Source organism: Planococcus beigongshangi (genome assembly GCF_016820495.1).
Classification (GTDB): Bacteria; Bacillota; Bacilli; order Bacillales_A; family Planococcaceae; genus Planococcus; species Planococcus beigongshangi.
The window spans coordinates 1-26,963 of the sequence record NZ_JADHDU010000003.1; the positions used below are offsets into that span (position 1 = coordinate 1).

The window sequence follows — 26,963 nt, forward strand, 5'->3', positions numbered from 1 at the left end:
ATACTACTAGTATATATACTAGTAGTATACTTAAATGAAAGAGTAAAAGCTACCTCTTATGTAATGTTAGTAGTATATATACTACTAACACAGGCATCTGCTTGTGTTGACTGTTTGCTCATACTACTAGTATATATACTAGTAGTGTGTCTATGCTGAAAAACTATGCAGCAAGTAAGAATACAAGAATTACGGCAGGTTACTAGTATATATACTAGTAACCTGTCCAAAAAACTATTGTTAGTTATGTTAAAGGCAAGATATTGTTAATGATAGAATAATCAATCCTTAAAAATACTTTGAGCAATTTGAACAGCATCTGAATGTAACTTATTATAAATTAAGTTACATTCACTTCCTTGATTNCAAGGTTCAGTTTAAAATTTATTGCCGCGCTCATTGGCGACTTGATTAATATACCATGCCTGACAAGTTGCGTCAACACATAATCGGAAATTAGTTCAGATTCGCGCAATTTGTTTTCATTGGATATTTTTCGATGAAATTGAAAAAAAATTGCGTCAATGAAAAAACAGAAAAAAAGAACCCGCAAATACTTCTGCGGGTCGCTCCAATCTATTCTTCATCTTCTTCCGACAGTTTTTCGCTGCCGTTTTCTGTATCTTCTGCGATGATTTCATCTTCGGAATAAACATCCGCTCCAGCACTTTCTTCTATTAGAAGATCATCAGCGCCTTCATCAGCTGTTTCTTCCGGAAGATCGATGTCTTTCTTCACTTTCGCGACAGTCGCCACAATTTCGTCTTCGCCCAGACGGATCAGGCGGACGCCTTGTGTGCTTCGGCCAGTGACGGAAATATCATTGACATCCATACGGATCAGGACACCGTTCACTGTTATCAGCATGATATCTTCTGTACCGTTAACAGTGCGGACTGCTACGAGCGGTCCGTTCTTATCAGTGATCTGGCATGTTTTGATGCCCATACCGCCCCGGGACTGCACACGGTATTCAGCTTCTTTCGTCTGTTTCCCGTACCCGTTCTCGGTGATGACAAGAACATTATCCTCGGGATCCAATATCTCCATACCGACAACCTGGTCGCCTTCACGAAGTCGGATGCCGCGAACGCCGCTTGCTGTACGTCCCATACTGCGGATGTCCGTTTCAGGGAAGCGGATCAATGCACCGTTGCGTGTTCCGATGACCATTTCTTTCGTGCCATCCGTCAGTTTGACTGAAATCAGCTCATCTTCTTCACGCAGGCCAATCGCAATTAACCCGTTCTGGCGGATGTTGGCAAAATTCGTTACCGGCGTACGTTTGCTGAGTCCATCACGTGTAGTAAAGAAGAAGAATGCGTCTTCCTTGAATTCTTCCACTCGAATTACTGCTGTGACTTTCTCATCTTTACCGATTTCCAAGAGATTGACTAATGGCAAACCTTTTGCGGTACGGCCATATTCAGGGATCTGATAGCCTTTCTTGCGGTAAACCTTACCTTTGCTCGTAAAGAACAGGATTGTATCGTGGGTGGATGTATATAGAAGATGTTCAACAAAATCATCTTCATTTGTACCCATTCCCTGGACACCGCGTCCTCCTCGTTTCTGGCTGCGGTAAGTGTTTGCAGGCAAACGCTTGATATAGCCGTTGTGAGTCAGTGTAAGAACTGAATCTTCACGCGGGATCAAATCTTCATCCTCGAACATTTCAGTTCCGCCTGTAGTGATTTCAGTTCTTCTTTCATCACCGAAGCGTTCTTTGATCTCTGTCATTTCCTCACGGATGATCTCGATGATCCGGTATTCATTCGCCAGGATTTCACGAAGGTCTTCGATCGTTTTCACGAGACCCTGGTATTCATCTTCTATCTTATCGCGTTCCAAACCTGTTAAGCGTTGAAGACGCATATCAAGAATCGCCTGTGATTGGCGTTCTGAAAGGTTAAAGTCGTTCATCAGACCATTGCGGGCTTCTTCGGCCGTCTGAGATCCACGGATCAATGCAATTATGGCATCGATATGGTCAAGCGCGATGCGTAATCCCTCAAGGATATGCGCACGATCTTCCGCTTTTTGCAAATCGAACTGCGTACGGCGGCGGATAACCACTTTTTGATGTTCCAAATAATGGAATAAAACTTCACGTAAACTTAAAACTTTCGGATGTCCATCGACAAGAGCCAGCATGTTGATACCGAAACTTGTCTGCATTGCCGTCTGTTTATATAAGTTATTCAAAAGGACATTGGCGCTTGCATCGCGGCGAACTTCGATAACGACGCGCATACCGTTGCGGTCAGATTCATCGCGCAAATCTGTAATGCCATCGATTTTCTTATCGCGCACCAATTCAGCAATCTTCTCGATCAAACGGGCTTTATTGACCTGGAATGGCAGTTCATGGATCAGAATTGTCTCGCGCCCATTCGGTTTCGTTTCAATTTCCACTACGGAACGGATCATCACTGATCCTTTACCTGTTTCGTAAGCACGGCGAATACCGCTCCGGCCCAGGATAATACCGCCTGTCGGGAAATCAGGCCCTGGCATATGTTCAAGAAGCTCTTCTGTAGTGATAGCCGGATTTTCCGCCAATGCAAGCACAGCATCGATTGTTTCCCCAAGATTATGGGGAGGAATATTCGTAGCCATACCTACAGCAATACCGGAAGTTCCGTTTACCAGCAGGTTCGGGAAACGGGCTGGAAGAACGACCGGCTCTTTTTCCTGGCCATCGTAGTTTTCTCTATAGTCGATTGTATTCTTATTCAGGTCGCGCAACAGTTCCATCGCGATCTTCGACATCCTTGACTCGGTATAACGCATCGCAGCTGCCGCGTCTCCGTCCACAGAACCGAAGTTCCCGTGTCCATCAACAAGCATATAGCGGTAACTGAAATCCTGCGCCATCCGTACCATCGTCTCGTAAACTGCACTGTCACCGTGCGGGTGGTATTTACCGATTACATCCCCGACGATACGCGCAGATTTTTTATAGGCTTTATCGGAAGTGATTCCGAGATCGAACATCGAATAAAGAATGCGGCGATGGACCGGTTTCAATCCATCACGTACATCCGGCAAGGCACGGGAGACGATAACGCTCATTGCATAGTCCAAAAACGATGTGCGCATCTCCGTGCTTATATTTATTTCTTCAACTCCACTGCTAGGCCGTTCCGCCATTTCCGCAGCCTCCTCTCACCTGTATCACCTTAGACATCCAAATTCTTAACATAGCGTGCATTTTCTTCGATGAAGTTCCGGCGCGGTTCAACGTCGTCGCCCATCAGGATATGGAAAGTTTCATCTGCCGTCATGGCATCGTTCAATGTGACCTGAAGCAATGTGCGGACATCCGGATCCATCGTCGTATCCCAAAGCTGTTCGGCATTCATCTCACCAAGTCCTTTATAGCGCTGGACATTCGGTTTCGGATTGCTTGACAGATTTTCCAGTGCATCTTTCAATTGGGCATCTGTATAGACATACTCAACATGCTTGCCTTGTTTGATCTGGAATAAAGGTGGCTGAGCGATGTAGATATAGCCTGCTTCGATTAACGGCCGCATATAGCGGAAGAAAAATGTCAAAAGAAGTGTACGGATATGTGCGCCGTCGACATCGGCATCGGTCATGATGACGACTTTGTGATAACGCGCCTTTTCAATATTGAACTCTTCACCGATACCGGTTCCGAGTGCTGTGATGATATTGCGGATTTCCGCATTCGACAAGATTTTATCCAAACGGGCTTTTTCAACGTTCAGGATTTTACCGCGCAATGGCAGAATCGCCTGGAAATGGCGGTCACGGCCAGATTTTGCCGAACCTCCCGCCGAATCACCCTCAACGATATAAATTTCACTTATTTTCGGGTCCCGTGAAGAACAGTCTGCTAATTTACCCGGCAAACTCGAAACTTCCAGCACCGACTTGCGGCGAGTGAACTCACGCGCTTTTTTGGCAGCCAGGCGCGCATGTGAAGCCATGATGCCTTTTTCAACTATTTTACGTGCTACAGCTGGATTTTCTAGCATGAACCGTTCAAATCCGCCGGAGAACAAGTTATTGACAATGGTGCTGACTTCGGTGTTGCCCAATTTCGTTTTCGTTTGCCCTTCGAATTGGGGATCAGGGTGCTTAACGGAAATGATGGCCGTCAACCCTTCCCTTACGTCATCCCCGGTCAAGTTCACATCTGCATCTTTCAGCATGCCGTTTTTGCGGCCGTAGTCATTGATGACACGCGTCAACGCCGTCTTAAAGCCGGATTCGTGTGTTCCGCCTTCGTGAGTATTGATGTTGTTCGCGAATGAAAAGATGTTCGCTGCATAGCCGGCATTGTATTGCATCGCCACTTCCACAGTGATGCCTTCTCTTTCCGCTTCCACGAAAATCGCTTCTTCATGGATCGGGTCTTTTGTTTTATTTAAATGTTCGACGTAGGATTTGATCCCGCCCTCGAAATGATAGATTTTCTCTTTTTCCTGGTCTTCGCGCTCATCGGCAACGATGATCTTCAAGCCTTTATTCAAATAGGCAAGTTCGCGCAGACGGTGATCCAGGATGTCGAATTCATAGACAGTCGTTTCCTTGAATATATCGCTGTCCGCTTTGAAGCGGATGGTCGTTCCTGTATGGTCGGATTCACCGATGACATTCAATTCTTCCGTCACCGCTCCGCGTTCGAATTTGATGTAATGGCGCTTTGAATCACGGTTTACGTATACTTCAGTGACTTCAGACAAAGCGTTTACAACCGATGCCCCAACTCCGTGGAGACCGCCTGAAACCTTATATCCGCCACCGCCGAATTTACCGCCGGCATGAAGTACAGTCATGATGACTTCGACCGCTGGGCGGCCCATTTTTTCCTGCATATCGACCGGAATGCCGCGGCCATTGTCTTCGACGCGGATCCAGTCATCTTTTTCAATCGTCACTTTTATCTGATCGCAATGACCGGCTAGTGCTTCGTCAATACTGTTATCGACAATTTCCCATACTAAATGGTGAAGGCCCCGTGAGCCTGTCGAACCGATATACATCCCTGGTCTTTTACGAACAGCTTCCAATCCTTCCAAAACCTGGATTTGATTGGCACCATATGATTGCTTTAAATCGTTTTCTTCCATAGCCATTCCATTCACCTGCTCTTCCTTACAACATTTCTATTTTCCCATGGCACGCTGTAACTGACTGAGATTCAAATCTTTAAAAACTGCTGCCGCACAAAAACGCCGCCATATCCAATAGATGCCTGATGACGGCCTGACGTGCAGCTATTCAGATAAATGTTTCACTCTTTGACCGTGCCTTTTGTTACTTCAAAGAGACGCGCACTTTGAATCGTTTCATGCTGGATGCCGTCGACACTGGTCGTGGTCACAAATGTCTGGACCGAACCGCGGATCGTATTCAGCAAATGGGATTGGCGGTAATCATCCAATTCCGATAATACATCGTCCAGCAATAAAACCGGAGGCTCTCCCACTTCCTGTTTGATCAGCTCGATTTCAGCCAATTTCAGTGACAGGGCGGTAGTCCGCTGTTGGCCCTGCGAGCCGTAAGTCTGGACATCATAGCCATTGACGATGAATTGAAGTTCATCCCGGTGCGGACCGACAAGCGTCACGCCGCGGTCGATTTCACGTTTTCTTACTTCCAGCAGTTTTTGCTGCAGGAAAGAAGCCATTTCTTCCGAGGTCCAATCAGGATCCAGTCCACTGATCGGCTGGTAGCGGATCTCCAATTGTTCGAGACCGCGTGAAATTCCCTGATGGATCGGAGCCGCCCATTTTTGGAGAAGCTCCATGAAGTGGAATCTTTTCCGGATGATTTTCACGGCGGCTTCTATAAATTGATCGGTATAGACATCGAACATCATGTCGTCGATCGATTGTTTTCCGTAATGCTGCTTTAATATATGATTGCGCTGTTTTAAAAGTTTTTGGTAATCCAACAGATCGTGCAAATAGACCGGTGAAATCTGGCCAATTTCCATATCAATGAAACGGCGGCGGACCTGGGGGCTTCCTTTTACAAGATGGAGATCCTCCGGTGCGAACATGACGACATTCAACTGGCCGATATAATCGCTCAGCCTCCGCTGTTCCAAGTGGTTGACTTTAGCAGTCTTGCCTTTTTTGGATAAGGTGATTTCAAGCGGCAATTTGCCGTATTTACGGTAGATATCAGCCTTTATTTTACCATATTCCGCATCCCAGCGTATCAATTCCTTGTCATTGGAAGTTCGGTGGGATTTGGCCATCGACAGCACATAGAGTGCTTCCATGACATTGGTTTTGCCTTGCGCGTTCTCTCCGATAAAGACGTTGATCTCCGGGGAAAACGACAGCTCCAGCTCTTCATAGTTCCGGTAATTCAGGAGTTCGAGACGGTCAATCCGCATCGAAGCTCATGCCTTCGGCGATTACGATACGGAATTCCCCCACTTCCGGAATTGATACTGTGTCTTCCGGACGCAGCTTTTTCCCTCTGCGGTTTTCCGCTTCTCCGTTGACGAAAACTTCATGTTCACTCAAGAACCATTTCGCCATTCCACCTGAACTGATCGTATCCGTCATTTTCAGTAATTGGCCCAATGTAATAAATTCCGTCTCAATACCGATTTCTTTCAAAATGCACTCATCCTTCAATTCGTAGTCTATCCCTTTATTTTACCCTAAACGCCCCTAAAAGTAAAAAAGGATAGCCTGTATGGGCTATCCTGAGGTGTAAATGATGTTTAATATGTCCGGACAGGAAGAATCAGCTGAAGAATCGAATCATCCAAAGCGGATTTCAGGACGAACGGGCGCATGGCACCAGTAAATTGAATGACGACATCCTGGCCATCAATCGCTTTTAACGCATCCATCATAAATTTCGCGCTGAATGAGATTTTCAGATCTTCTCCTTCTATACTCTGTGCCTGAAGCTGCTCTTCCACTTTTCCGACTTCCGGCGAATTTGAAGAGACTTCGACATCGCTGCCTTCTGCTGCAGAAAAACGCACCACATTATTGCGTTCTTCGCGTGCAAGTAAAGAAGCACGGTCAATCGACTGCAATAATGAACGGCCGTTTACTGTGACAGTCGTTTTATATTCAGAAGGAATCAAACGGGATGTATCCGGATAATTTCCTTCAAGCAGCCGCGAGAAGAACAGAATATGCTTCGATTTGAAAAGCACCTGCTGATTCGTCATGACGATTTCAACCGGTTCTGATGTATCATCAAGAATTTTGTTCAGCTCATTCAGGCTCTTCCCTGGAATAACGACGCTGTATTCGCCTTCCGGAAGAGTTTCCAAAGTCGTTTTTCGGCGCGCAAGGCGGTGGCTGTCAGTTGCGACACAGACCAACTGCCCTTCTTTGACTTCCCAGTGGACGCCTGTCAACACAGGACGTGTTTCAGAACTGGACACCGCAAAAACTGTTTCACGGTTGATCGTCTTCAATAGATCTGCCGGTATGGTGAACAGACGGTCATCCTGAATTTCAGGAAGCTGTGGATAATCCATCGCATCCAGGCCTATTAGATGAAACTCGGATTTGCCCGAACGGATATGCGTCTGGAAATTGCCGGTGATTTCGATCTCCACATCATTGGTCGGCAATTTACGGATGATTTCCCCAAAAACTTTCGCCTGGAGGACAATGCTTCCTCCCTGTGCGACACGGATGATCTGTTCGCCATCTTCTTCAGCCGGGATGAAAGTCTGGATCGTGATATCTGAATCACTTCCCGTCAATCTCATGCCTTCTGAAGAAACGTCCATTTTGATCCCTGTTAAAATCGGGATGGTCGTTTTTGAACTGACTGCTTTCATTACATCGTTTAAACCTTCGACTAATCGTTCACGCATTATCTCGAATTTCATTCTCGAACCTCGCTTATATATATATTTTGTTTAAAGCTTTTAAAGTAATAATAGTAGTAGGGGCTGTGAATATGTGGATAAGCCCTTTTTCCTGAATCAGGGCAGGTTATCCACATGTAGATAAGGTGTGTGTAAGCTACTGGGCAATCCGGCGGCTTATCCACACCTTATTTTATGTTGTAAGTGCTTTTTTAATGTCTTTTACATCCTGCTGGAGCTGCTGATCGCTTTTCAGCAGCGTCGAAATCTTTTCGTGGGCATGGATGACCGTCGTATGGTCGCGCCCTCCGAATTCCTCGCCGATTTTAGGCAATGAAAAATTAGTCAGCTCGCGCGAAAGGTACATGGCCACCTGCCGTGGGTATGCGATATCCTTTGTGCGGCGTTTTGTTTTGAAATCATCGATTTTGATATTGAACTGGTCACCGACAGCATGCTGGATGTCCAGGATGGTGATGACTTTGGGTTTTGCGTTCGGCATGATGTCCTTCAACGCTTCCGCTGCAAGTTCCGCACTCATATCCCGGTTGATCAGAGAGGAATAAGCGACTACGCGAATCAATGCCCCCTCCAGTTCCCGGATATTCGAATCGATGGAATTGGCGATATACATCATGACGTCATTCGGGATATCAAGACCGTCAGCTTTCGCTTTTTTGCGCAGAATGGCAATGCGTGTTTCCAGGTCCGGCGGTGTAATATCCGTAATGAGCCCCCATTCGAAACGCGACCGCAAGCGGTCTTCGAGTGTCGGGATCTCTTTCGGCGGCCGGTCACTTGAGATGATGATCTGCTTGGATTCTTCGTGCAGCGTATTGAATGTATGGAAAAATTCTTCCTGCGTCTGCTCTTTTCCTGCCAAAAACTGAATATCATCAATCAAAAGAATGTCGACACTCCGGTATTTATTGCGGAAATCGACTGTTTGGTTATCCCGGATGGAATTGATGAATTCGTTGGTGAATTTTTCCGAAGACAAATAAACCACTTTGGCATTCGGGTTGTGTTCAAGGACATAATGTCCGATGGCGTGCATGAGGTGGGTCTTGCCAAGTCCTACGCCCCCGTAGATGAACAGCGGATTGTATGCTTTTGCGGGAGCTTCGGCAACTGCAAGAGATGCAGCATGCGCGAAACGGTTGCCTGATCCAATTACAAAGGTATCGAAAGTGTATTTGGGGTTAAGCATTCCCGGCAAAAACTCCTGCTGGTCATTCTGGCCCGGCTTGACGCGGGGCGCTGGAAGCTGAAAATCGTCCATGTCCTGATCTTTGGGAACAACAAATTTTATCAGCAGATCATCGCCTGTCAGATCCGAAAGAATCCCTGTTATCAAATGCACGTAATGGTTTTCCAGCCAGTCGCGGGCAAATGAATTAGGGGCCGATATCGTGACGGTATCACCCTGATAAGATAAAAGTTTTGTTGATTTTAACCACGTTTCAAAACTCGGTTTGGAGATTTTTGTTTCAACTTGGGCTAAGACACTCGACCAGATTTCGTCTAAGTGTTCCAATAGCTCTTCTCCTTTATATGTAAAATATTTTTTAAGTATATCATACACAAAGCCACAGGCTGTGGATAACATTCATGAACAGGCTGGTGAATAACTATCCACACCTTACCCACAGATTGTGGATAAGTATTTTGGTATAAAAATTATCAACAAGTGAAAACAAGTTAATGTTACCAAAAAGTACTAGACAATACAAGCAGTTCTTTTACTTATCCACATAACCGGAATAACGCACAGCGGAACTATCCACATGCAGTTCCTATGTGTGAAACTTGTAGATAAGGGATGTGGATAATTATTTTACCGAAAAAAATACTGCACAGCAAATCCGGAAAAATATTTTATGGATGTGGATAACATTATTATCAAAGAGTAACGCGATGCAGAATAAGATATTGACATTTGAGGGGTTCAGCTATTATAATAGTCGAGACTGTCTTTAAGATTAATAAAGATGAATAGTTAACTCTCATTTCAGGAGGTGTCCTAATATGACATTGCGCACATATCAACCAAATAAACGTAAACACAGCAAAGTACACGGCTTCAGAGCACGTATGAGCACAAAGAACGGACGTCGCGTTATCGCAGCACGCCGTCGTAAAGGAAGAAAAGTATTATCAGCTTAAGTCCACTGACCGCATCAGTGGTCTTTTTTTTTTAGAAAAGCGGAACCGGCCGTTGGAGTCTGGACATTAGAAAAGCGACGGCACCCGTTAAGCTCTGACAGGCATAAGTAGGAACAGCGAAGCGATCCTGATCGCGCAGCTGGGCCGCCGGAGTCTGGACACAGAAAAGCAAAGCCACCAGCTCCAAAACCGAACTTCCTTATATATAGCCGAATAAGCAGGTGAAAAAATGAATAAGCATCAACGGATCAAGAAGGATAAAGAATTCCAGAAGGTTTTCAAGCAGGGAAAGTCATTTGCGAACCGCCAATTCATCGTCTATGTACTGAAAAGCGAGCAGCCTGAATTCAGGGTCGGCTTATCAGTGAGCAAGAAAGTCGGCAACGCTGTGACACGCAATCGCATCAAACGGTATATCAGACAGGCATTCCTTGAAATGAAGGAAGATCTGGCGCAAAATGCCGATTATGTTATCATCGCCCGGCAACAGGCGGCCACTATGGATTTTCATGAAAGTAAAAAAAGTTTGCAGCATGTATTAAAAATTGCCCGTGCATTGCCTAAGAAGTAGAAAGCGCATCCATGGGAATGTTACTATAGAAGTAAAATGAAATAGTTTGGGGGAAAAAGCTTGAATAAGCGTAATTTACTGCTCATCATGCTGATAGGCGCAGCTTTATTATTGGCGGGCTGTACGGAGTTTGATCAGCCGATCAGCAGCGACAGCGAAGGATTCTGGAATGAATTTATTGTTTGGCCATTAGTGTCGGCCATTACGTTCTTTAAAGATCTGCTTGGCACATACGGATTCGGGATCATTGCAGTAACGATCATCATCCGTCTCGTCATGTTGCCACTTATGATCAAACAGACGAAAAGCTCGAAACGCATGCAGGAAATCCAGCCGGAACTTGCAAAACTGAAAGAGAAGTATAAATCGAAAGATGCTGTGACCCAGCAGAAATACCAGCAGGAAATGATGGCGATGTTCCAGGAACGCGGCGTCAACCCGATGGCGGGCTGTTTACCGGTTCTTGTACAGATGCCTGTATTGATCGGTTTCTACCATGCCATCAGCCGCATGAACAGCACACCAGAGATCGATTTGGGCGCGTTCCTGATTTTCCCGCTTGCCGAACCAAGTATTGTACTGGCGATCATCGCTGGTTTGATGCAATTCGTCGTCTTGAAGACAGGTCCGGCAATGGACAATCCGCAGATGAAAATCATGATGTATTTCATGCCGATCATGATTGTCGGATTCGGTATCGTATTGCCATCCGCTCTGACATTGTATTGGGTAATCGGAAATATCATTTCATTGATCCAAAACATGTTCATCTATCGTCCTTGGGAAAAGAAAGAAGTAAAAGAAGTGCAACAGCCTGTTAAAACGAAAGCAGGAGGGGCTAGAAAGTGAAACAGATTACGCAGACGGGTCTAACTGTTGAAAACGCGATAACTGAAGCATTGAAAAAACTCCAAGTTACACGTGAAGAAGTGACCATCAACGTAATTCAGCAAGAGAAAAAAGGATTTCTCGGATTTGGAGCGAAACAGGCAGAAGTCCAAGTGACGGTGAATGAGCCGGAAACGGAATTGCCGAAAATCGACAAAAAACCGGAAATCCCAGTTGTAACGGAACTGCCGAACGGCACAGCCACTGAAAAAGAGGGAGAAGAGGAAACGGCCGGTGAAGAACCGGTGGAATCCCGTCCTTCCAATGATGAGGCGATTGAAGAAACGAAGAAATACCTGCATGCGATTGCAAAAGACATGGGCATCGAAGATCTGTCCATCAGCCATAAAGTAAAAGGCAAGCAGGCCAGTTTCTATCTGGAAAGTGAAAAAGTTGCGATGCTGATCGGAAAAAGAGGGCATACCTTGAATTCCCTTCAGCAATTGGCACAGCTTGTGGCCAATAAATACACCAATAATTTCATGATGGTGGAACTTGATGCAGAGAACTACCGTGAGCGCCGCCAGGAAACACTGGAGCAGCTGGCGGATCGCATGGCTGACAAAGCCATTCGCACCGGCAGCCGCGTTCAATTCGAACCGATGCCATCCTATGAGCGCAAAGTGATACATCAGGCATTGTCGAGACGCCTTGATATTGATACGTATTCAGAAGGAAAAGACCCAAACCGCTATCTGGTCATTGAACCGTTGCGGTGAAATGAAGGCAGCCCGCTTTTATGAGCGGGCTTTTTTTTATGGAGTTGAATTGGGTCATCTTCAGCCAATAAATCCTTAAAATGGGAATAATGGAAGTTTTTTTTTTCTAATTTCGACTAAAAAATCAAGTGCAAAACGACTTAAACGAAAGCCAGTGGATTTTTTGGAAAAGATACAAAGAGGAACGATTGAAAAAGAGAAGTAACGGATAAAAAAGAGGGAGAAGAGACACAAAATTTTTCACAGAACAGCAAAACGAGTAAATATGCAAATGAATGCATGATAAAATTCGCTGTGCAGACAGAAAAATGAATTTAGCCACTGGAGTTCTCTGTCTTTCGATTCAGTGGGATTTATGCTATTGTAATATGTTAGAAAGTCATGTACTTTTCTTGGTTGTCCACATGTGGACAACTTTTTTAAAGCGTAAAACTGGAATTGACATAGATAGATCAGAAGATAGCCGGTTGTGGATAATTTTTCAGCCCGGCATGCGGTTTTTTATATAGAGGAGGATGCATCATGGAGTTCGATACGATTGCTGCGATATCGACGCCGAGCGGCGAAGGGGCGATTGCCATCGTCCGTTTGAGCGGACCGGAAGCGATTTCGATTGCTGACCGCCTGTTCCGTACACCAAGCGGCAAAACATTGGCGTCACAAAAAACACATACCATACATTATGGACATCTCGAAAATCCGTGGACAGAGGAAGTAGTGGAGGAAGTGATGGTGTCTTTCATGAAAGGACCCAAAACTTTCACCCGTGAAGATGTCATCGAGATCAACTGCCACGGAGGAATTGTTTCCGTAAACCGTGTTTTGCAGCTTGTACTGCGTGCAGGCGCAAGGCTTGCAGAGCCGGGTGAGTTCACCAAACGGGCTTTCCTGAATGGACGGATCGATTTGTCCCAGGCAGAGGCGGTCATGGATTTGATCCGTGCGAAAACAGACCGTGCCATGGATGTGGCGCTCGGCCAGATGGAAGGGCGGCTGTCGAAACTCATCGGTACGCTGCGCCAGGCGCTGCTGGAATCGATTGCCCAGATGGAAGTGAATATCGATTATCCGGAATATGATGATGTCGAAGAAATGACACGTCCGATGATGCTTGAAAAAGCGGAATGGGTGCGTGCTGAAATCGATAAGCTCCTCCAGACATCCTCCCAGGGGAAAATCCTTCGGGAAGGGCTTTCTACTGTGATTGTCGGACGGCCGAATGTCGGAAAATCGTCGCTTCTCAACAGCCTGGTCCAGGAAAATAAAGCCATTGTCACTGAAATTGCAGGGACAACCCGTGATATAATAGAGGAATATGTGAACGTCCGCGGTGTGCCGCTTCGCCTTGTCGATACGGCGGGTATCCGGGAAACGGAAGATATCGTTGAGCGCATCGGCGTTGAACGCTCGCGTAAAGTGCTGAAGGAAGCGGATTTGATCCTTTATGTGCTGAATTATGCTGAACCTCTGACCGAAGAAGATGCTTTATTGTTTGAGGCGGTCAAGGGAATGAATTATATTGTGGTAGTCAACAAAACCGATTTGCCGCGCCAGATCGATCTGGAGCAATTGCAGCAACTGGCAGGCGATAAATTGATGGTGACCACTTCTTTAATAGAAGAAGAAGGAATCGATCAGCTTGAACAGGCCATTGCCGATATGTTTTTTGAAGGGGAAATCGAAGCAGGGGACATGACCTACGTTTCGAATGCCCGCCATATCGCTCTATTGCATCAGGCGCACCAGACCATTTCAGATGCCATCAATGCAGCGGAAATGGACGTGCCAGTGGATATGGTCCAAATAGATGTCACCCGAACATGGGAAATACTAGGAGAAATTATTGGCGACACTGCTGATGATGGACTTCTGAACCAATTATTCTCGCAGTTCTGCCTTGGGAAATAAAATTTGAAGGGAATGAACGGACATGCCACAATTTGAAGCAGGCACGTTCGACGTAATCGTTATCGGAGCGGGGCATGCAGGCGTAGAAGCTGCACTTGCATCCGCCCGCATGGGAGCAAACACGCTCGCATTGACGATGAACTTGGATATGATCGCATTTATGCCTTGTAACCCATCCATTGGTGGACCGGCGAAAGGGATCGTTGTACGTGAAATAGACGCGCTTGGCGGCGCTATGGGACGCGTTATCGATAAAACACACATTCAGATGAGAATGTTGAATACAGCAAAAGGGCCAGCCGTACGTGCGTTGCGCGCACAAGCGGATAAAGTGCTTTACCAGCAGGAAATGAAACGCCTGATGGAAGATGAGGAAAATCTGTCGCTTCATCAGGGCGTAGTGGAAAAACTGATTGTTGAAGATGGTGTCGTCAAAGGACTGCTGACACAGGCGGGCGGCATTTACCGCGCGAAAACCGTGATCATCACAACAGGTACATTCCTGCGCGGGGAGATCATCATCGGCGATCTCCGCTATTCGAGCGGACCGAACAATCAGCAGCCATCCATTAAACTGGCTGAAAACCTGGAGGAGCTTGGCTTTGAAACGGTACGTTTCAAAACCGGTACACCTCCCCGCGTCAACAGCAAAAGCATTGATTATTCGAAAACGGAAATCCAGCCAGGCGACGACGAACCGCGCGCTTTCAGTTTCGAAACAAAAGAGTTCATCATGGACCAATTGCCTTGCTGGCTGACATATACGACTACAGAAACACATCAGATCATCGACGAAAACCTTCATTTGTCACCGATGTATTCGGGTATGGCAAAAGGGACAGGGCCGCGTTATTGCCCGTCCATCGAAGACAAAATCGTCCGTTTCAGCGACAAGCCGAGACATCAGATCTTCCTGGAGCCGGAAGGCCGCAATACCAGCGAAGTTTACGTGCAGGGACTGTCGACAAGCCTGCCAGAACATGTTCAGCGCATGCTGCTGGAATCGATTCCGGGACTTGAGAAAGCGGAAATGATGCGTGCCGGCTACGCCATCGAATACGATGCGATCGTACCGACGCAGTTATGGCCGACACTCGAATCAAAACAGATTGAAAATCTCTATACAGCAGGTCAGATCAATGGAACTTCCGGTTACGAAGAAGCTGCAGGCCAAGGATTGATGGCAGGCATCAACGCTGCAGCGAAAGTGCTTGGCAAAGAAGAAGTCATTCTGAGCCGTTCCGACGCCTATATCGGTGTCCTGATCGATGACCTCGTGACTAAAGGGACAAGCGAGCCTTACCGTTTGCTGACGTCACGTGCTGAATACCGCCTGCTTCTGCGTCATGACAATGCAGATATGCGTCTGACGGAACTGGGTTATAAACTGGGGATGATCGATGAAGAGCGCTATGGCCGCTTCGTTGAGAAAAAACAGCGCATCGAAGAAGAAATTGACCGTTTGCGTAAAGTGATGATCAAACCAACTGAAGAAACACAAGCGGCAATCCGCGATGCAGGGGGCAGTGAACTGAAAGATGGCATCCGGGGTGCTGATCTGTTGAAACGTCCGGAAATGCATTATGAAATGATTGCCAAATTGACTCAATCCGACATCGAACTTGATGAAGAGATCAAAGAGCAAGTTGAAATTCAGGTGAAGTATGAAGGCTATATCGAAAAATCGCTTCAACAAGTGGAAAAACTAAAAAAAATGGAAGATAAAAAAATTCCGGAAGATATCGATTATCATGCGATTTCCGGTATTGCCACGGAAGCTAGAGGTAAACTTTCAGAAGTCAGACCTCTTTCCATCGCACAGGCTTCCCGAATTTCTGGCGTAAATCCTGCTGACATTTCCATTCTTTTGGTGTATATTGAACAAGGAAGAATTGCGAAAATTTCTGTTTGATTTATACAATAGAATGAATGGATATTTGGGCTAAAAAAGCCGATTACTAAAAAGGCTGCCCGGGGATCGCCGTTTCAATCTAGTTTAATTTGATTGATATAAAGCCGAACGAAAGGGCTGGGAGACACCAGCCCTTTTTACATATGATCGTGAAGAAAAGAACGCATTAAGAAGAGGGAGGATAAGCGAATTGAATGAACAGCAATTTAAAGACGCCCTCAGTGAAAAAGGAATTCAGCTGGACGACCGTCAGCTCCGACAGTTTAAAACCTATTATGAAGAATTGGTCGAATGGAACGAAAAGATGAACCTGACTGCCATTACCGATCAGCCTTCCGTTTACTTGAAGCATTTTTATGATTCAATTACAGCGGCATTTTATCTGGACTTCACCAAACCGTTGAACGTCTGTGATGTGGGAGCGGGCGCCGGATTTCCGAGCATTCCATTGAAAATCTGTTTCCCTCAGATTCAGGTGACGATCGTCGATTCATTGAATAAACGGATTCAGTTCCTTAATCATTTGAGCGATAAACTGGAGCTGGAACGAGTGACATTTGTGCATGCCCGTGCAGAGGATTTTGGTCAATCCGAACATCGTGCCCAATACGACATCGTTACAGCCCGCGCTGTAGCCCGGTTGTCCGTGCTTGCTGAATTATGCGTGCCGCTTGTGAAAAACGGCGGAGTATTTGCCGCAATGAAAGCAGCTTCCGCACCGGATGAATTAAAAGATGCTGAAAAGGCGCTTCAAAAACTGGGTGTAAAACTGGAAAGTGTCCATGCTTTCACGTTGCCGGTTGAAGAAAGTGAGCGATATCTTCAGGTTTTCCGCAAATTCAAGGAAACACCGAAAAAGTATCCGAGAAAACCGGGTATGCCGAATAAATCACCGATTTCCTGAAAAGGTGACGGGAATGTTTCACGTGAAACATTTTAAAAAGCAGGTATTTGAGCAGAAACAGCGAATGATGTACAAGTGAGCTTTTAAAAGGTGGTGCTTGAGGATGAAAAGTCCTTTTTCACGTTTCTTCGGGGGCGGAGATAAAGAAGAGACAGGTATTGTTGAAAAACCGGTAAAAGAGGCTGCTGAAGAAGTAGTCAAATTGCCGATTGATAAAGTGATTCCGAATAAATTTCAGCCTAGAACAATCTTCGATGAAGATAAGATCGAGGAATTGGCGCGCACGATTCATATGCACGGTGTCATTCAGCCGATCGTTGTCCGAATCGATGAAGACGAAAATTATGAAATCATTGCAGGGGAGCGTCGTTTCCGCGCGATGAAATCGCTGGGTTGGGAAGAAGTTCCCGCCATCGTCCGTCAATTGAGTGATAAAGAAACAGCTTCCATTGCACTGATCGAAAACCTTCAGCGCGAAGAACTGACTTCCATCGAAGAAGCGAATGCTTACCAGAACCTGTTGGAAATCCATGAAATTACACAGGAAGCATTGGCACAGCGTCTCGGAAAAGGGCAGTCGACGGTATCCAATAAACTGCGGTTGCTGAAATTGCCTGAAGAGCTGCAACAGGCTTTACTGGATCGCGTCATCACGGAACGCCATGCCAGAGTGCTGCTCCAATTGAAAGATCCGGCAGTGCAGATGAAGTTCTTCCATGATGCAGTCGAGCAGAACCTGAATGTAAAGCAGCTGGAGTTGAAAGTGAAAAATCACTTGTCAGCGGAACCGAAGAAAATAAAACCGAAACGCAAAGCGTTCAGCCGGGATGTCCGGATTGCGATGAATACGATCAAGCAATCTCTGACGATGGTGACGAAAAGCGGAATCGATGTATCTTCCGAAGAAGAAGAACACGATGAATATTATCAAATAACAGTGAAGATACCGAAGAAAAAATCCTGAAAGCTTTTTCCCAGAGAGGAAAGGGCTTTTTTTTTTAATACCAATGTAATCATACGGAAGAAATATTTTGATACAATAGAGGAACGGGGAAATGAACAAGAACGAAATAGGCTTCCCGTTGAACATGAGTTGAGTATATAGAAAGTTGGTGCACGAGTGGGTAGAATAATTGCGATCGCCAATCAGAAAGGCGGCGTAGGAAAAACAACATCTTCCGTGAACTTAAGTGCCTGTCTTGCATATTTGGGCCAGAAAGTTCTTTTAATAGATATCGATCCGCAAGGGAACGCAACAAGTGGGGTAGGCGTCAACAAAGGCGATGTCAATCAATGCATCTATGATGTGATGATTGATGATGTCGATCTTAAAGATACGATTATGGAAACGAAAGTCGAAAATCTTCACGTCGTGCCTGCTACGATTTCGCTGGCAGGAGCTGAAATTGAGCTGGTATCCACGATGTCCCGTGAAGTGCGCCTGAAAAATGCGCTTAAGGAAGTGAAGGGGATGTACGATTACATCATCATCGACTGTCCTCCATCACTGGGTCTCCTGACCATCAATTCCCTGACGGCTTCAGACGCCATCATCATACCAGTGCAATGTGAATACTATGCCCTGGAGGGATTGAGTCAATTACTGAGCACGATCCGTCTTGTCCAAAAGCATTTGAACCATGATCTGATGATTGATGGGGTTTTGCTGACGATGCTTGATGCCCGTACGAACCTGGGCATACAGGTCATCGAAGAAGTGAAGAAATATTTCCAGGATAAAGTCTACCGGACCATCATTCCCCGGAATGTACGCTTGAGCGAAGCGCCAAGCCATGGTGAACCGATTATCATCTATGATGCAAAATCAAAAGGCGCGGAAATGTACTTAGAATTGGCGAGGGAAGTGATTAAAAATGGCTAAAGGATTAGGCAAGGGCATAAACGCCTTATTTCCGGGTGAAAACTTGACGAAGAATGAAACGGTCCATCAAATCAGCATTTCTGCTATCAAAGCGAACCCTTACCAGCCTCGGAAGATTTTCGATGAAGCCGCACTGACTGAACTTGCGGAATCCATCAAAGAACATGGTATCCTGCAGCCGGTGGTCGTCAGAAAGGCCGGCAAAAACTTTGAGCTGGTCGTAGGCGAACGCCGTTTCCGGGCAGCCAAGCTTGCGAAACTGAAAGAAATCCCGGGAATCACCAAAGAGCTGACCGATCAGCAAATGATGGAACTTGCTATATTGGAAAACCTTCAGCGGGAAGATTTGACGCCGATTGAAGAAGCGGAAGCTTACCAGAAATTGATGGAAGCGTTGAATCTTACCCAGGAGCAACTGGCTTTCCGTTTAGGGAAGAGCCGTCCGCATATCGCAAACCATGTCCGTTTATTGGCATTGCCGAAAGATGTCCGCCAACTGATTTCGGATAAGAAACTCTCGATGGGACATGGCCGCACGCTATTGGGGCTGCGCTCAAAGAAATTGATTCCGGAGACGGCGGAACGTGTCGTCAAAGAGGGTTTAAATGTCCGCCAGCTTGAAAACCTGGTACAGCGGATCAACGAAGATGTTCCACGTGAAACAATCGAGAAAAAGAAAGATATCTTTATAGAAGAAAAACAATCTGAACTTCGGGACCGATTCGGTACAAATGTTCAGATCAAGAAAAACAAAAACAAGGGAAAAATCGAAATCGAGTTTTTCTCTGAAGAAGACCTGGAACGTATTTTAGAGCTGTTGAATTAATCGAACCGCACCTATTCTCCTTTTCCGGAGAGTAGGTTCTGTTTATATGGAGGGCAATACAGAATGATTTGCCTGTCTGTGGAGCTGGGAAGGGGCTGGATAAATGGTTCTCTTGGGAACATTGATAAACGCGGCATTAATAATTTTGGGAACCCTTATCGGTAGAGCTCTGCGCAATATCCCTGATAGGATGAAGGAAACCGTGATGTATGCCATCGGGCTGGTCGTTGTTGTACTTGGCTTGCAGATGGGGTTCGGCAGCCAGAATTTTGTCATTGTCATCATCAGCCTGGTGCTCGGGACCGTCATTGGCGAATGGGCTGATCTGGATAAGAAACTGAATCAGTTCGGCCACTGGATCGAAGTCAAAATCGGGGCGAAGGAAAGCAAAGGCAGTATCGCACAGGGGTTCGTCACAGCTACGCTGATATTCGTGATCGGAGCGATGGGCGTCATTGGCGCCCTGGAGAGCGGTCTGAGCAATGAACACGGCGTGTTGATATCGAAAGGGATTATTGATGGATTCACTTCGATCATTCTGGCCTCCACTCTCGGCATCGGTGTGATGCTGTCGGCTGCGCCGGTTTTTGTTTACCAGGGATTGATTGCGCTTTTTGCGACTCAGATCAGTCTCATGGTTCCGGAAGCTGCACTCGATTTATTCATCACCGAAATGTCGGCAACGGGCGGTTTGATGATCCTGGCCATCGGTTTGAATTTGATGGGCATTACGAAAATACGGGTTGCGAATTTATTGCCGGGGATTTTAGTTGTTGCTGCAGTAGTCACGGTAATCTATCAATTTAACTTGATGCCTTAAGGAAGTGAAACAAAGATGAGAGAAGCGTTGGAAAATGAAACGGGGATCAGCTGGTCGAGCCTCTACAGAGAAGCCAAACAGGTGTTGACAAATGAGGAAATGTGGATTAATTTCGGCTGGACCTTCGTGAAAATGGTCCTTATCTCGTTTGCCGCCTATATAATCGTAATTGTCAGCCGTGCCCTGATCAGAAAAACTTTTTCTGTACGAATCAGGGGACCGTTAAAATATAATGAACGAAGACAGCAAACCCTATCGAAATTGCTGGAGAATGTTGTGTCGTATGTCGTTTACTTCGTTGCCATCATCGCAATCCTGTCGATGTTCAATATCAATGTCACCGGATTGATCGCCGGGGCAGGGGTGCTGGGTCTGGCCGTCGGTTTCGGTGCACAGAACCTGGTGCGGGATGTGATCACCGGATTCTTCATCATTTTTGAAGACCAGTTTTCGGTCGGGGATTATGTAAGAGTCGGACAGGCAGAAGGGACGGTGGAAGAAATTGGATTGCGGACGACGAAAGTGAAAGCGTGGACGGGTGAATTGTTCATCTTTCCGAACGGCCATATAACGGAAGTGGTCAACTTCTCCATCCATAATTCGATTGCGGTAGTGGATATCAATATTTCCAACGAATCGGATATTGCCAAAGTGGAGAGCATGATCATGGAATTTCTCGGCACGCTGCAGGACCGTTATGAGCAGATCATTAAACCTGCTGAGCTGCTCGGCGTCCAGAATTTGACGACGACCGAAGTGGTGATGCGCATCACGGCTGAAACGCTGCCGATGCAACATTTCGCCATTGCACGGAGTATGCGCCGCGATCTGAAGGAATTTCTCGATGCTCGCGGAGTCGAGATTCCGTATCCGCGCATGGTGATGGTACAGCGGCCGCCTGATGCATCCACTTCAGCGGCCATCGCGAAAAAATAAAAGGGTCAGAGGAGAATGGACGATGGAAATGAAGGAATTCGGCTTGAATGATATCGTCGAAATGAAAAAAGGGCACCCATGCGGGGCAAATGCCTGGAAGATTATCCGTATGGGGGCAGATATCCGCATTAAATGTGAAGGCTGTCAGCACAGTGTCATGATTCCGCGGGTCGACTTCAACAAGAAAATGAAAAAGGTTCTGGTCAAAGCCGAAGCGGAATGAATAATGGACATTTGGTTGTTCTGTTCCTATAATAGAATGGTTGAAGTAAAATAAATCGTTTTCAAATAAGAAAGGTCGTGAATCCTTTGGCATTAACTGCAGGGATCGTCGGATTGCCTAACGTAGGGAAATCCACATTATTTAACGCCATAACCAAAGCGGGCGCGGAAGCAGCAAACTACCCGTTCTGTACTATAGATCCAAACGTCGGAATCGTTGAAGTTCCGGATGAACGCCTGAATAAATTGACGGAATTGGTCGAGCCGAAAAAAACCATTCCAACTGCTTTTGAATTTACGGACATTGCCGGCATCGTAAAAGGCGCCAGCAAAGGTGAAGGACTTGGGAATAAATTCCTTTCTCACATACGTGAAGTGGATGCCATCTGTCAGGTTGTCCGTTGTTTCGCAGATGATAACATCACACACGTTTCCGGAAATGTCGATCCGATTTCCGATATTGAAGTGATCAATCTTGAATTGATCCTTGCTGATATGGAAAGCATCGAAAAGCGCATTGCGCGTGCAGCCAAACTTGTGAAGCAAAAAGACAAGGATGCGGTTGCTGAAGAGCCGGTGCTGATGAAGCTGCGTGAAGCTTTTGAAGAAGGCAAGCTTGCCCGTTCGATCGATTTTACGGAAGACGAAATGCGCATCGCTAAAAACTTGAATTTATTGACGCTGAAGCCTATGCTTTACGTGGCAAACGTAGCAGAGGATGAAATTGCCGAAGCGGACAACAATCCGTTTGTGCAAAAAGTCCGTAACTATGCAGCTGAAGATAATTCAGATGTCATCGTTGTTTGTGCGAAAATCGAGGAAGAAATGGCTGAGCTGGAAGATGAGGAAAAAGAAATGTTCCTTGAAGAGCTCGGCATCAAAGAATCAGGCCTGGATCAATTGATCAAAGCATCGTACAGTTTGCTTGGGCTTGCTACGTATTTCACTGCCGGCGTACAGGAAGTCCGCGCTTGGACATTCAAAAAAGGGATGAAGGCACCGCAATGTGCGGGAATCATCCATTCTGATTTCGAACGCGGGTTTATTCGCGCCGAAACAGTGGCTTATGATGAATTAGTGGAGGCCGGTTCAATGGCTTCTGCGAAGGAAGCTGGGAAAGTTCGCCAGGAAGGCAAGGAATACCTTGTCAAAGACGGCGATGTTATGTTGTTCAGATTTAACGTTTAAGATGATGGATGTCGCCATGGATACAATTCAAGAATAAATCAGGCGGCATACCGAGTCAGGAATAGAAACCAAACCGGGTGCCTTTCGCATCCGGTTTTTAATTTGGGAGGGTAAAAAATATGCTGTTATTTGTATATGGGACATTGAAGACAGGCGGGAAATACCATTTCTATATGGAAGAGGCCAGCCTGAAAGCGGAGCGTGCGGTCGCGACCGGTTCACTTTATGACACAGGTCTCGGATATCCGGCGATGAGCCTTGAAGGTACAGATAAAATCCACGGAGAAGTCTACGAGATTCCGGAAGTGCTGTGGCCGGCACTCGATTTCCTGGAAGATTGCACAGGCGATGAAATAAATGATCTATACGAAAAAACGGTGATTCCTGTGGAGGTCCACGGTGAAACGCTTGAAGCGGTCGTTTACCTGGCAAAAGACAAAAGCATCCTGAAAGAAAAGATTCCGAGCGGAGTTTGGGATATTATACATGTCTAATGGATGAAAAAATCCCGAAGGCCCCGCGTCAATCTCGCGGAAGCTCTTCGGGATTCGGATAGTCATCATAAACAGCAAGACGGGGCAATACAGGGTCATCGATGATCCAGGCCCCGTCTTTTTGTTTGCGTAATTCCCTGTACATGAAAAAATCACCCGCAGCCCCGGCAGCAAGCATGGCGCCGAGAAGAACGAGAACCTGGTCCTGGATCCAAAAGCCGATGAGCGTCGGGACTACGGCCGTTGTCCAAAAAGGCAGCAGCAGCACTTTGCGCATTTGTCTGTTTTGTACAGGGGAACTGCTGGTTGCATAGGCATATCCTTTTGACAGATCGACTCCGTAATTCAGGGACGAGAGCGGGACTTTTCCGAATAGGACGAAGCCGATCAGGTGGAACAATTCGTGCAGCACGATCAAAACGATATAACCGATGATGAAATAGGCGATGCCGAAAAAGGACACGCCAAAGGCAAGCGGTTGGGCGATTAAATGGTAGGCGGCAGCAAAAACCACGACCACCCAGATGTTGATCCAGATCAATTTTGGCGTAATTTCTTCGAGTTTCAATTCGATGACGGACGAGGGTGCCATCTCTTCACTTCCTTTATTAGGATGAAATTTGGACGAGTGCGGATTCTTTATGCGGATAAATCATTCCATCAATTAAAAGTATAGCCGATTTTGGAATCGAAAAGACAGTTGCGGTTCATGTCGAATTGTGATACAATACAGTGATGTGAGTAATATTTTTAATTGCTTGCTCCTTGCCCGCTGGAATCAGCAGGGCCCAAGTCCATAAGGAGGTGACAACACGATGAGAGAGTATGAACTAATGTACATTATTCAGCCTGCAATTGAAGAGGAAGCGAAAAAAGCGCTAGTTGAGCGTTTTAACGAAATCCTTACTTCTAACGGTGCTGAAATCATCGAGTCGAAAGAATGGGGTAAACGTCGTTTAGCTTACGAAATCAACGATTTGCGTGAAGGTTTCTACCAGATCGTTAAAGCAAATGCTGGTTCTGAAGCTATCAACGAATTTACACGTCTTGCGAACATTAACGAAGACATCATTCGCCATATCGCTGTACGCAAAGACGCGTAAGCGCATATGTAAATTGGAAAAATCTTTGACTTAAAGGAGGTTGAATTCTGATGATAAACCGAGTTGTATTAGTCGGAAGGCTTACAAAAGATCCAGATCTACGCTACACACCAAGCGGGGCGGCGGTGGCACGTTTTACACTGGCTGTAAACCGTACATTCTCCAACGCGCAGGGTGAAAAAGAAGCAGATTTCATCAACTGTACTGTTTGGCGCAAACAAGCTGAAAACACAGCGAATTTCCTTAAAAAAGGAAGTTTGGCAGGTGTCGAAGGCCGCATTCAAACAGGCAGCTACGAGGGACAGGATGGAAAGCGTGTTTATACGACTGAAGTAGTGGCGGACAGCGTTCAATTCCTTGAACCGCGCAGTGCCGGAGCTGGTTCAGACCGTTCACAGGGACAGCAGCCTTCATCCTATCAGCAGAACCAACCGACAAGTCAGCAAAATAATCATACCCGTGTAGACCAGGATCCATTCTCAAGCGGCAGCGGCCCGATCGAAGTATCGGACGACGACCTGCCGTTCTAAGAATATCCAGGCTCAGGGCCTAAAATCCACGTAAAAGGAGGTAATTCGATATGGCACCACGTCGCGGAGGCAAAAAACGTAAAAAGGTTTGTTATTTTACGTCAAACAACATCACGCACATCGACTATAAAGATACTGACCTATTGAAGAAATTCATTTCTGAAAGAGGAAAAATCTTGCCACGTCGTGTTACAGGCACAAGCGCTAAATGGCAACGTAAGTTGACAATCGCTATCAAACGCGCTCGTATCATGGCACTTCTACCGTTTGTTGCGGAAGAAAGATAATAACGAAAAGCGAAAGACCGGGAAACCGGTCTTTTTTTGTTTTCATTTATATAAGTTGAACTTCTATTCTTTAAAAGCCGATATTTCGCAAAACAGCTTTGCTTTCCAGAACCCATGCTCCTGTATCGCTGCGCTAGCTTCGTCGCAAAGACTTGCCCTCGCGAGCTTCGGCCAATGTCTTGGCTCCCGCCCAATCCGCCTCGTCGCCGCAAAAACCGATGCTCCACCAGCGCTCTGCGCTTCGTCGCAAAGGTTTGGCCGAATGAAGTTCGGCCCAACCTTCCCTGCGGTGTATCGGTCGTGTCGCAAAGCGCTGGTGGAGCAGTACGGTTTTCTTCGCTGTTTTGCTTCATATCGCTGGAGATCCTTCTATAGATGAAGTGGACACCCAAAAAGCTAACTCGGACCTTTCGTCCGAGTGGGTGCTCAACAATACGCCGAAACTGTGAGGAGTCACGGGTGCTTCACTTCAAATCTAGAAGTAGACCCCAGCGAAGCCGCTGCTCAAGGACTGTGTGGAGCAATAAGACGAGTGGACTTCTCGGCTTATTGTGGGAACATGGTCCAAAGCGGCGAAGCGAAATTTCGATTATTAAACTGTATTTATTCTCATTAACAATCCTAGGAGTGCGCCATAGCGCCGAAGAGGCATATAAAGCATAATTTCTTTGTTCAACTTATATAGTTGCAAACTTTTAAAAACACTCAGATCGAAAACACCAGACGCCCGGCGCCGTTTTTTGTTCCCGACTTTCAATCGTGTTACAATTATAAGGATGAAATTAACCCGAAAGAAGGGGAAATACAGCTTCATGCAAAATCAACGAACGAGACAGATAACGAACGGTGCATTGATGGCAGCCCTATTTACGGTATTGCTGGCTGTCAGTTTATATGTCCCTATCCTTAATTTAGTAACAGTATTTTTCCTGCCGCTGCCGATCGCCTGGTACAGCGCAAAATATCCGTGGAAACCATCTTTGCTGGTGGCGGCTGTGGCGTTCCTGCTGACCTTTATGGCCGGCGGAGTTCTGGCTTTGCCGGTAGCGTTTCTTTACGTGCCATTCGGTTTTATGATCGGATTGTCGATCTATTACGGCAAAAGCAAGCTCTATATGTTCATGGGCTCATCCATCATCCTGTTGATGTCGGTGATGCTTCAGTACCTGATTTCGATCCTGCTGCTCGGCATCAACGTCATCGAAGAATTCTTCAAGGCGATACGGATCAGCTTTGCAGAAAACATGGATATGCTAAAGCGCTACGGCGGTACAGAAGAACAGATTGAGCAATACAATGAAACGGCAGCTTCCTTGCTCGGCTCACTTGAAGTTACGATGCCGGCTTTGATCATTATAATGATTTTTGCAACGGTCTGGATCCATCTGCTGATCAATTTGCCGCTTCTGAAGCGGTTAGGCATCCAGGTTCCTAAATTCCCGCCATTTGCTGATATGAAATTGCCGAAAGCTGTATTATGGTATTATTTAATCGTACTTCTGATTAGTATGCTGTCAGATTTGGAACGGGGCACCATGATGTTCCTGGCGGTTACAAACGCAATGCTGATCCTGCAGATGCTGTTATTCCTGCAGGGAATCGCTTTTTACCATTTCTATATCAAAGTGGAAGGCTGGCCGAAGTGGGTCACGGCCGTTGTTACGGTTTTGGCATTCCCGCTGCAGACCTTCACAATAATCGTTGGAATCGTGGATCTCGGATTCAATATCCGGGGCTGGGTGAAAAGTGCACATGATTTTAAAGGAAAATAAG

General features: G+C 46.2%; 26 protein-coding genes. 19 read left to right on the forward strand and 7 right to left on the reverse strand.

All coding sequences use genetic code 11. The annotated features are described in order from the left end of the window. Nucleotides 1-576 precede the first annotated feature (576 nt). The 6 genes from gyrA to dnaA form a co-directional block, all read right to left on the reverse strand. The gene (gene gyrA / locus IQ294_RS07065) at nt 577-3,153 is read right to left on the reverse strand and encodes a DNA gyrase subunit A (RefSeq protein ID WP_203333341.1); all 2,577 of its coding nucleotides are present in this window, start codon (nt 3,151-3,153) and stop codon (nt 577-579) included. 29 nt (nt 3,154-3,182) lie between these two features. Beyond that, nucleotides 3,183-5,111: a DNA topoisomerase (ATP-hydrolyzing) subunit B gene (gene gyrB / locus IQ294_RS07070; RefSeq protein ID WP_432419950.1), complete on the reverse strand. Its 1,929-nt coding sequence runs from the start codon at nt 5,109-5,111 to the stop codon at nt 3,183-3,185. 158 nt (nt 5,112-5,269) lie between these two features. Continuing rightward, nucleotides 5,270-6,382: a DNA replication/repair protein RecF gene (recF, locus tag IQ294_RS07075; RefSeq protein WP_203333342.1), complete on the reverse strand. Its 1,113-nt coding sequence runs from the start codon at nt 6,380-6,382 to the stop codon at nt 5,270-5,272. After that, nucleotides 6,372-6,611 (reverse strand): S4 domain-containing protein YaaA, encoded by a 240-nt coding sequence (gene yaaA / locus IQ294_RS07080; protein ID WP_255536224.1) that lies wholly within the window; start codon nt 6,609-6,611, stop codon nt 6,372-6,374. Before yaaA ends, recF begins: the two co-directional genes overlap by 11 nt. Nucleotides 6,612-6,718: 107 nt before the next feature. Continuing rightward, nucleotides 6,719-7,855, reverse strand: coding sequence for a DNA polymerase III subunit beta (gene dnaN, locus IQ294_RS07085; protein WP_203333343.1), 1,137 nt, complete (start codon nt 7,853-7,855; stop codon nt 6,719-6,721). A gap of 172 nt (nt 7,856-8,027) precedes the next feature. Next, a complete protein-coding gene (gene dnaA, locus IQ294_RS07090; protein WP_203333344.1) occupies nt 8,028-9,371 on the reverse strand; it encodes a chromosomal replication initiator protein DnaA in 1,344 nt (447 codons plus the stop codon). A 491-nt stretch (nt 9,372-9,862) separates the two neighbouring features. On the opposite strand from dnaA, the gene rpmH reads away from it, so the two are divergent. The 15 genes from rpmH (at nt 9,863) to IQ294_RS07165 (ending at nt 23,270) form a co-directional block, all read left to right on the forward strand. Further along, a complete protein-coding gene (gene rpmH / locus IQ294_RS07095; RefSeq protein WP_033544046.1) occupies nt 9,863-10,000 on the forward strand; it encodes a 50S ribosomal protein L34 in 138 nt (45 codons plus the stop codon). Nucleotides 10,001-10,229: 229 nt separating this feature from the next. Then, nucleotides 10,230-10,571 (forward strand): ribonuclease P protein component, encoded by a 342-nt coding sequence (gene rnpA / locus IQ294_RS07100; RefSeq protein WP_203333345.1) that lies wholly within the window; start codon nt 10,230-10,232, stop codon nt 10,569-10,571. Nucleotides 10,572-10,631: 60 nt separating this feature from the next. Then, nucleotides 10,632-11,420 carry a membrane protein insertase YidC gene (gene yidC, locus IQ294_RS07105; RefSeq protein WP_203333346.1) on the forward strand — a complete coding sequence of 263 codons (789 nt, stop codon included), beginning with the start codon at nt 10,632-10,634 and terminating at the stop codon, nt 11,418-11,420. After that, nucleotides 11,417-12,178, forward strand: coding sequence for an RNA-binding cell elongation regulator Jag/EloR (jag, locus tag IQ294_RS07110; protein WP_203333347.1), 762 nt, complete (start codon nt 11,417-11,419; stop codon nt 12,176-12,178). Before yidC ends, jag begins: the two co-directional genes overlap by 4 nt. Nucleotides 12,179-12,700: 522 nt before the next feature. Then, nucleotides 12,701-14,086, forward strand: a complete 1,386-nt coding sequence (gene mnmE / locus IQ294_RS07115) for a tRNA uridine-5-carboxymethylaminomethyl(34) synthesis GTPase MnmE (RefSeq protein WP_203333348.1) — start codon at nt 12,701-12,703, stop codon at nt 14,084-14,086. A gap of 22 nt (nt 14,087-14,108) precedes the next feature. Further along, a complete protein-coding gene (gene mnmG / locus IQ294_RS07120; RefSeq protein WP_203333349.1) occupies nt 14,109-15,998 on the forward strand; it encodes a tRNA uridine-5-carboxymethylaminomethyl(34) synthesis enzyme MnmG in 1,890 nt (629 codons plus the stop codon). Between the two features lie 190 nt (nt 15,999-16,188). Then, nucleotides 16,189-16,902: a 16S rRNA (guanine(527)-N(7))-methyltransferase RsmG gene (gene rsmG / locus IQ294_RS07125; RefSeq protein ID WP_203333350.1), complete on the forward strand. Its 714-nt coding sequence runs from the start codon at nt 16,189-16,191 to the stop codon at nt 16,900-16,902. Between the two features lie 103 nt (nt 16,903-17,005). After that, a complete protein-coding gene (noc, locus tag IQ294_RS07130) occupies nt 17,006-17,866 on the forward strand; it encodes a nucleoid occlusion protein (RefSeq protein ID WP_203333351.1) in 861 nt (286 codons plus the stop codon). A 156-nt stretch (nt 17,867-18,022) separates the two neighbouring features. Beyond that, nucleotides 18,023-18,784, forward strand: coding sequence for an AAA family ATPase (locus tag IQ294_RS07135; protein WP_203333352.1), 762 nt, complete (start codon nt 18,023-18,025; stop codon nt 18,782-18,784). Next, nucleotides 18,777-19,610: a ParB/RepB/Spo0J family partition protein gene (locus tag IQ294_RS07140; RefSeq protein ID WP_203333353.1), complete on the forward strand. Its 834-nt coding sequence runs from the start codon at nt 18,777-18,779 to the stop codon at nt 19,608-19,610. Before IQ294_RS07135 ends, IQ294_RS07140 begins: the two co-directional genes overlap by 8 nt. Before the next feature lie 103 nt (nt 19,611-19,713). Beyond that, nucleotides 19,714-20,430: a DUF554 domain-containing protein gene (locus IQ294_RS07145; protein ID WP_203333354.1), complete on the forward strand. Its 717-nt coding sequence runs from the start codon at nt 19,714-19,716 to the stop codon at nt 20,428-20,430. A 15-nt stretch (nt 20,431-20,445) separates the two neighbouring features. Then, complete coding sequence (locus IQ294_RS07150) at nt 20,446-21,366, forward strand: mechanosensitive ion channel family protein (RefSeq protein WP_203333355.1); 921 nt, start codon at nt 20,446-20,448, stop codon at nt 21,364-21,366. Nucleotides 21,367-21,388: 22 nt separating this feature from the next. Continuing rightward, complete coding sequence (locus IQ294_RS07155) at nt 21,389-21,589, forward strand: DUF951 domain-containing protein (RefSeq protein WP_203333356.1); 201 nt, start codon at nt 21,389-21,391, stop codon at nt 21,587-21,589. 86 nt (nt 21,590-21,675) lie between these two features. Continuing rightward, entirely contained in the window at nt 21,676-22,776 is a 1,101-nt protein-coding gene (ychF, locus tag IQ294_RS07160) for a redox-regulated ATPase YchF (protein ID WP_203333357.1), read from the forward strand. 119 nt (nt 22,777-22,895) lie between these two features. Continuing rightward, nucleotides 22,896-23,270 carry a gamma-glutamylcyclotransferase family protein gene (locus tag IQ294_RS07165; protein ID WP_203333358.1) on the forward strand — a complete coding sequence of 125 codons (375 nt, stop codon included), beginning with the start codon at nt 22,896-22,898 and terminating at the stop codon, nt 23,268-23,270. Nucleotides 23,271-23,298: 28 nt separating this feature from the next. On the opposite strand, the gene IQ294_RS07170 is transcribed toward IQ294_RS07165, so the two are convergent. After that, on the reverse strand, nt 23,299-23,862 hold the full coding sequence (locus IQ294_RS07170; RefSeq protein WP_203333359.1) for a DUF3267 domain-containing protein: 564 nt from the start codon (nt 23,860-23,862) through the stop codon (nt 23,299-23,301). 223 nt (nt 23,863-24,085) lie between these two features. Between IQ294_RS07170 and rpsF the strand changes: the two genes are divergently transcribed. From rpsF to IQ294_RS07190, 4 genes are all read left to right on the forward strand, one after another. Next, nucleotides 24,086-24,373 carry a 30S ribosomal protein S6 gene (rpsF, locus tag IQ294_RS07175; RefSeq protein WP_203333360.1) on the forward strand — a complete coding sequence of 96 codons (288 nt, stop codon included), beginning with the start codon at nt 24,086-24,088 and terminating at the stop codon, nt 24,371-24,373. A gap of 50 nt (nt 24,374-24,423) precedes the next feature. Further along, a complete protein-coding gene (gene ssb, locus IQ294_RS07180; RefSeq protein ID WP_203333361.1) occupies nt 24,424-24,903 on the forward strand; it encodes a single-stranded DNA-binding protein in 480 nt (159 codons plus the stop codon). Nucleotides 24,904-24,953: 50 nt separating this feature from the next. Next, nucleotides 24,954-25,190, forward strand: coding sequence for a 30S ribosomal protein S18 (gene rpsR / locus IQ294_RS07185; protein WP_154749505.1), 237 nt, complete (start codon nt 24,954-24,956; stop codon nt 25,188-25,190). An 812-nt stretch (nt 25,191-26,002) separates the two neighbouring features. Further along, nucleotides 26,003-26,962, forward strand: a complete 960-nt coding sequence (locus IQ294_RS07190) for a YybS family protein (protein WP_203333362.1) — start codon at nt 26,003-26,005, stop codon at nt 26,960-26,962. The last annotated feature ends 1 nt before the right edge of the window (nt 26,963 follow it).